The organism is Kitasatospora sp. NPDC087315 (assembly GCF_044744345.1).
In the GTDB taxonomy this organism is placed as follows: Bacteria; Actinomycetota; Actinomycetes; order Streptomycetales; family Streptomycetaceae; genus Kitasatospora.
In genome coordinates this window covers 110723-116861 of the sequence record NZ_JBIUYD010000028.1, presented here as the reverse complement: position 1 = coordinate 116861, position 6139 = coordinate 110723, and the positions used below count along the sequence as shown (strand labels likewise).

At 73.2% G+C, this 6139-nt stretch carries 8 protein-coding genes; 4 read left to right on the top strand and 4 right to left on the bottom strand.

Features of this window, described 5'->3' with window-relative positions:
- Positions 1–96: 96 nt before the first annotated feature.
- The gene (locus ACIO5D_RS32290) at positions 97–351 is read right to left on the bottom strand and encodes a hypothetical protein (RefSeq protein ID WP_363615390.1); all 255 of its coding nucleotides are present in this window, start codon (positions 349–351) and stop codon (positions 97–99) included.
- A 294-nt stretch (positions 352–645) separates the two neighbouring features.
- Between ACIO5D_RS32290 and ACIO5D_RS32285 the strand changes: the two genes are divergently transcribed.
- A complete protein-coding gene (locus tag ACIO5D_RS32285) occupies positions 646–1128 on the top strand; it encodes a cysteine/serine endopeptidase inhibitor (RefSeq protein WP_363615392.1) in 483 nt (160 codons plus the stop codon).
- Between the two features lie 183 nt (positions 1129–1311).
- Here ACIO5D_RS32285 and ACIO5D_RS32280 read toward each other — a convergent pair whose 3' ends face one another.
- Entirely contained in the window at positions 1312–2499 is a 1188-nt protein-coding gene (locus ACIO5D_RS32280) for an enoyl-[acyl-carrier-protein] reductase FabV (RefSeq protein WP_400799498.1), read from the bottom strand.
- Between the two features lie 2 nt (positions 2500–2501).
- Positions 2502–2708 carry a hypothetical protein gene (locus ACIO5D_RS32275; protein ID WP_400799492.1) on the bottom strand — a complete coding sequence of 69 codons (207 nt, stop codon included), beginning with the start codon at positions 2706–2708 and terminating at the stop codon, positions 2502–2504.
- Between the two features lie 395 nt (positions 2709–3103).
- On the opposite strand from ACIO5D_RS32275, the gene ACIO5D_RS32270 reads away from it, so the two are divergent.
- The 3 genes from ACIO5D_RS32270 to ACIO5D_RS32260 all read left to right on the top strand — a co-directional run bounded on the left by ACIO5D_RS32270 (position 3104) and on the right by ACIO5D_RS32260 (position 5432).
- Positions 3104–4108, top strand: coding sequence for a DUF6528 family protein (locus tag ACIO5D_RS32270; protein ID WP_400763943.1), 1005 nt, complete (start codon positions 3104–3106; stop codon positions 4106–4108).
- Positions 4109–4569: 461 nt separating this feature from the next.
- Entirely contained in the window at positions 4570–4893 is a 324-nt protein-coding gene (locus tag ACIO5D_RS32265; RefSeq protein WP_363609355.1) for a hypothetical protein, read from the top strand.
- Positions 4890–5432 (top strand): thioesterase family protein, encoded by a 543-nt coding sequence (locus ACIO5D_RS32260; RefSeq protein ID WP_363609357.1) that lies wholly within the window; start codon positions 4890–4892, stop codon positions 5430–5432. The genes ACIO5D_RS32265 and ACIO5D_RS32260 overlap by 4 nt, the downstream gene beginning before the upstream one ends.
- A gap of 61 nt (positions 5433–5493) precedes the next feature.
- Here the strand turns inward: ACIO5D_RS32260 and ACIO5D_RS32255 are convergent, their stop codons facing one another.
- Positions 5494–6075 (bottom strand): hypothetical protein, encoded by a 582-nt coding sequence (locus ACIO5D_RS32255; protein WP_400799490.1) that lies wholly within the window; start codon positions 6073–6075, stop codon positions 5494–5496.
- Positions 6076–6139 lie beyond the last annotated feature (64 nt).

The following is a 6139-nucleotide window of genomic DNA, read 5'->3' as shown; positions in this document are numbered from 1 at the left end:
GTCCGATATCCGCTCATCCGCAGGCGACTTGACCTGCCCCACCCTCGCCACACCACAACCAACGAGACACCGACCACAAAGTCACCGGCATTGGGCCTAGGCCGACACCTCACGAGCCGCCTCACGAGCCGCCTCGTGAGGTGTCGGCCCGAGCAGCCGGGCGAAGTCCGTCCCGAGGTGCCCGAGCACCGGCAGGGCGCCGAGGTCGGTGATCGCGCCGACCGGGATGCTGTACCCCTGGTTCACCTCCCGCGGGGCCGCGTCGGCGGCCTCGGCGGTGCCGAGGGCGGGGGTGAGGGCGGCGGCGCCGAGGAGTGTGACGGTCAGGGCGGTGCGGAGCGCGGTGCGCATAGTGCCTCCAGGGGGAGCGGAACGTGCCCTGTCAACGGTCCGCCGTGCCGCGCGGTCACCCATGGTCCAGCCTTCGGCCGCGTTCGTAAAGCTTCTTGACTTGTGTTCATGACAACACGTCAAAGGTATGGACCTTGCATGTCGGCCTGGCCTAGGTTCCATTTCGGGGTGATCGGAACGACTCCGAACTCCCGTTCGCGACAGGCTACTTGTTCACCCTGCGCGCAAGCGGCAGAACGGCGGACCGCCCCTGCCCAGCCAGCCATGCCATCCGCACCGAACCGGAGGGAACACATGCGAGTCGCCAAGAACCTCAGGATCCTGGCCGGAGCCCCGCTCGCCGCCGCCGCGTTGATCGCCCTGACGGCGGGGACGGCCAACGCCGCGATACCGATCAACCAGCCGATGACCGGCAAGGCGACCTACTACAACGACGCCGGCTACGGTGCCTGCGGCACCCAGATCAACGCCGCCACCCAGATGCTGGTCGCGGTCTCGCACACCTGGTGGACCACCGCCAACCCCAACAACGACCCGGTCTGCAAGGGCATTTCCGTCAAGGTGACCTACAACGGCAAGACCGTCACCGTGCCGGTCAAGGACCAGTGTCCGTCCTGCGACTCCACCCACATCGACCTCAGCCAGCCCGCCTTCGCCCAGCTCGCCCCGCTCGGCCAGGGCGTCATCAACGGTCTCACCTGGCAGTTCGTCAAGGCCGGCTTCGCCGGCGAGACCGTCCCCCTCTCCGAGCCCGTCACCGGCTCGACCATCGGCTGAGGCCTGTCCGGCAAATGATCCGCCCATGACCCGCCGGTGGATTCGCCGAGCCGGGGGATCAGGGAGGCCGGTACGAGTCCGGCGGGGTGGCGGTCGGTGAGTTGCCGAACCGTGTCCCGTCGTGCGGATCCGGCAGACGCGTGGTGGTCGCCCCCTCGGAGGGGGGCGACCAGCACGCTGTCGTCAGGCGGAGGGCCACGTCACGGTGGTCTCCACCGGCCGGCCGTAGTCGACGCCGGGCACGTCCCACCCGTACAGGGCCCGGACCTGCTCCAGGAACCACCGGGTCCCCGAGGTGTCGGCCTCCAGTGCCGCCTCGGGGTCGGCCCACAGCGCCCGCACCCGCTGCTGGACGGCCTCGTCCATCTCCCAGCCGTCCAGCCGGATGCGCCCCTGCCCGTCCAGGACGAGCGGTTCGGCGCCGGTCAGTTGCTCCCACAGTTCGACGGCCTGCCGGTCGGTGCTGCGGAAGTCCTCGCCCAGCACGCCGCGCAGGAGCGAGGTGTAGAGGGCGATGGAGGGGATGGCGGTCGACGCCTGTGTGACGGCGGCACCGGCCACCACGGTGAACGCCCGGCCGGTGCCGCCGGAGAGCACCGTGTCGTTGAGCGTGGCCGCGGTCTGCTCCAGATGCTCCTTGGCCGCGCCGATGGTGCCCTGCCGGTACACGGGAGCGGTCAGTTCGGAGCCGACGTAGGACAGGGCCACGGTGGTGAAGCCGTCCGCGAGCAGGCCGCGCCCGGCCAGGGCCTCGACCCACAGCGCCCAGTCCTCACCGCCCATCACCTTCGTGGTGGCCTCGCGCTCGTCCTCGGTGGCCGGCGGCAGCCTCACCGAGCCGACTTTCGCGATGTCGTCGGTGAACTCCAGCGACGGGGCCTCGTAGGCCTCGCCGAGCGGCTTGATGACGGAGTGGTGGACGGTACCGGTCCGCGGGTCGGTGCGGCGCGGTGCGGCCAGGCTGTAGACCAGGTGGTCGACGGGGCCGTACTGCGCGGCGACCAGGTCCAGCACCGAGGCCTTCGCGTCGGCGCCGAAGGCGTCGGCGTTGACGAAGGTGAAGTCGTTGCCGTTCTCCGCCGCGAGGGCGGCCGCGGCGGCGGTGCGGTACCAGCCGGCCGACGCGGTACGCCGCTCGGTCTCCGGGGCCTCGTAGGCGACGCCGACACCGCGGATGCCGTGCCGGCGCAGCCCGGCCAGCAGGACGGCGAGCCCGTAGCCGGCGCTGGCTCCCAGCAGCAGCACGGTGGGTGCGCTGCCGTCCTCGCGGGGCGTGATCGCCTGCCACATCCGGTCGACGACCGCCGCGCAGCCCTCGGGGTGGGAGTTGACGATCAGGTATCCGCGCCCCTTGGGGGCGACCTCTCGCATGCTCACAGGGGTGTCCGTTCCGGTTGGGGGTCGAGCCGCGCGAGGAGCGAGCGGATGTCCGCGTCGGTGGTCAGGCGGCCGAGGGCCGGGCTGTCGATCCCGAGGTCCTGCTCCAGGCGCCCGTCTCCGGGGATCGTATCCAGGTCGGTACCGGCGGCTTGTGCCAGCGCGCGACGGAGGATGTGCTCCGCGTTTGTCGGAAGCGGCATTGCTGTCAGGTCCTTCCTTCGGCTATCCGGCGGCGGTGAAGCGGCGCATCAGGTCGGTGGCGAGGGCGACCGGCAGCGGCGTCGCGGCAATTCCGGACGGTTGCCCGCGGGCGGAACGAGTGCCGCGTATTCGTCTCCGGTATCTCCCCGGTCGTATTCCGGCGCATTCTCGGAAAATTCCGGTGGGCAGCCGGATCCTGACGGGCAACCGGAAGTACGGCGGCCTCGCCACCGCCACCTGCGACGCGGGTCGCGCTCCATCCGGTCCAGAAGGCACCCGGCACCGCGTAGCCGGGCCCGTCCGGGCGCGCCCGCTGGCACGCCCGGACGCCGCGCCGCAGGCTGGGCCGGGTACCCGGGACAGCCGGGCAGCCGGGCGGCGGAAGGTGGTCGTGGTGACGGTGGTGCGAGGGCTGCGTGTCGCGCTGGTGGGCCTGTTGACGCTGGCGCTCGGCGGGCCGGCGCCGGCGGCGGCCTCGCCGCCCGGGTGGGCGGTCGTGGTGGTGGACCAGGCGTCCCGGCGGGTCCTGGTGCTGCAGAGCGCCGAGGAGCTGATGGCCTACCAGGGGCCGGACCGCCTCCCGGTGGTGTGGTCGTGGAGCGCCGACCGGGACGCGCGGCTCGCGGACCTGGCCCCCGCCCGCAGCTGGTCGAATCCGTCCGAGGCGAAGAGCCGGGTCCGTCAGGGGCGCCGCTTCCTGCTGACCACGGCCTCCGGCGGCCTGGCGGCCGTCGTCGACACCGCGACCGGCGAGCCGTACTGGGCCACCGATACCGGTGGAGCCGCCAATCCGCACAGCGTGGAGCTGCTGCCGGACGGCAATGTCGCCGTCGCGGCCAGCACCGGCGGGTGGGTCCGCCTCTACCCCGCCTCGCAGGGCCCGCGCAGCGGTACCTGGGCGACGTACCCGCTCGGGGGAGCCCACGGCGTCCACTGGGACGCGGCCACCCGGCTGCTCTGGGCGGTGGGTGACGACGTGCTGACCGCTCTGCGGGTGGGCGGCACGGCGGCGGCACCGGTGCTCACCGCCGTCCGGACCACGCCGCTGCCCGAGCCCGGCGGACACGACCTCGCGCCCGTCCTCGCTGCGCCCGTCCGCGCGACGCCCGCACCCTCCGCGCCCGGCGGCCGCTTCTGGGTGAGCACGGCCGCGCACCTGTGGCGGTACGACCCGGCGACGGACCGGTTCGACCAGGTCCGCCTCGGCGACGAGGAGGCCGGGCGCGACCTCAAGAGCGTCGGCGACGAACCCGGCACCGGCCGACTCCTCACCGCGGCCCCCGACCACGCGGGCCCCTGCGACTGGTGCACCTCGGTGCTCACCCTGCACCGCCCGGACGGCACCCGCACGCTGCGCGGCACGCACCTCTACAAGGCGCGCTGGTGGACCGGCCGGTGACCGGCGGCTGTCGCGTGCGGGGCGCCGTCGGCCGGCGAACAGCCGTTCCACCGGGCTCTCCCCGGCCGGTGAGGACGACGGCCACCGGGTCTATATCGTCGGCCGTTATCACGACCGCTTCGTGCGTGCCGGGGACGGACACTGGCTGTTTGCCGCCCGAGAGGTCCTGACGATCGGTGAGGAGGCGGAAGTCCGGCCCGCAGAGAAGGAGTGAAGTCGCAGGTCAGAGGCGTTGCGCGGGGTGGCGGGACAGGCCGGGCCGGGCCGGTCGGCATTCGGGCGGCGGCGCGGATATTTATACCCCCGCACATACTCCGATAGAGGTCAGTTTCCCGTCGAGTTCCCCAAACGTGCGGAGCGCCGCCCGCGCTGGGATAGCGTCCTTTCCGCCGAGGGGCTTCGAACCACTCCGGCGGATTCGAACACATCCAACAATGCTGTAGTTGTTTTGGGAGAAGACTGTGCGCAATTGCCTTTCCGAGTTCCGGCCGGACACCGTCGACGATCTGCAGCTCGCTGTGGAATCGCTCGCGGCGTTCCCCGCCCGGGGCGGTGCCCGGGGGGCCGATGTCCGCGAACGCCTGGCAGCGGTCGCCGAACTCTGCCGTGCCGTTGACGGAGTGCTCGACAGCCTGGTCGTCGAAGCGGCCGCCGAGGCGGCCGAGGAGGGCTGGACGGTGGCCCGGATGGCGTCCGAACACGCCGTCTACTACGCCCGGTTGCGGCGGGCGCTGCTCCCCGTCGCGGTCGGCGGCCAGGGCGATGCCGGGCTGAGGCAGCGGTGAGCGCGCTGACCCGCACCGCGCATGTCCTGGCCTGCCCCACCCGGTGGAGCGACGTCGACGAGAACGGCCACATCAACAATGCCCGCCTGGTCGGCTATGTCCAGGAGGGGATTTACGACCTGTTCTGCCACCACCCCGTCGCCGCCCGGGAGAACCTTTTCCCGTCCGGATTCCTGATCGCCCGGCACGAGATCGACTATCTCGAACAGCTGTACCACCGGCCGGAGCCGCTGCTGGTCCGGCTGACGGTGGAGCGGCTGGGCCGCAGTTCCGCGCAGGTCGTGGTGGACGTCTGCCGCGATCCGCTGACCTACATGAGGGCGCGCACCGTGGTGGTGGCCCGGGACCGTGAGTCCGGTCGCTCCCGTGCGCTCAGCCCGTCCGAGCGGCGGTTCCTCTCGGCGTTCATGCCGGAAGGGCGGCCGGTCGAGCTGCGGCCCGCGGCTTCGCCGCAGCGGGTCCCGGTGCCCGCGGCGCGGACCGGGCCGCCCACCCAGGTCCCCCGCGCGCGCAGACGCTGCAACGCCCCGGCGCTCTAGGGTCGTTGGCCCCACCTGGGCCGGCCGGTCCCGCGTCGCGCGACCGGGGCGCCGGCGGTGGTCAGCCGACGGCGGGCCCGTCGCCGCTCCGGCCGCCGGTGGTGGCGCGGAACAGCTCCGCGCCCGGCCCGGTCAGGTGGACGGGCCCGGCGCCGGGGCGCGGATAGGCCGACCGGCCCCGCCGCAGCCGGGAGAGCCGGAACTCCTCGGCCGGTGAGGGGAATCGCTCCTCGATCCCCGCACCGGCCGGAGCCGCCGTGAGGACCTTCGGCTCGTCGGTGCGGAAGGCCGTCACCGCCACCAGCCCGTCCAGGTCGACGTGCTTGGCGGTGAGGCCGCAGTGCGGCACATTGTCCGGGTTGGCCGTCAACTCGACGCCCACGCCGTGCAGATAGGCGTGCGGCACGTCGGCGTCGAGGAAGAGGGCCTGGCCGGCGCGGAGCCGGACGTGATTGAGCAGCAGCGCGGCGACCAGGCCGGGGTCGCCGGGGCAGTCCTGGGCGGCCCGGGCGTACGCGGCGCAGGCCCCGGCGAACGGGCCGCCGCCGTCGGCCACCCGCCGCAGCGCCCCGGTGACGGCGGCGAGGTCGGCCGGGCCGGGGCGGACGTCGTCCAGGACGTGCCGCAGCAGGGCGGGCAGCACCTCCCCGGCGGGCCGGTGGCGCAGCGCGGCGGCCCAGGGGGCGAGCAGCGGGACGGCCGGCTCG

Bases quoted from the DNA above. Each gene is read 5' to 3' on its own strand.
- ACIO5D_RS32280 (WP_400799498.1), bottom strand. From the start codon at position 2,499: ATGCGAGAGGTCGCCCCCAAGGGGCGCGGATACCTGATCGTCAACTCC.
- ACIO5D_RS32275 (WP_400799492.1), bottom strand. From the start codon at position 2,708: ATGCCGCTTCCGACAAACGCGGAGCACATCCTCCGTCGCGCGCTGGCA.
- ACIO5D_RS32290 (WP_363615390.1), bottom strand. From the start codon at position 351: ATGCGCACCGCGCTCCGCACCGCCCTGACCGTCACACTCCTCGGCGCC.
- ACIO5D_RS32285 (WP_363615392.1), top strand. From the start codon at position 646: ATGCGAGTCGCCAAGAACCTCAGGATCCTGGCCGGAGCCCCGCTCGCC.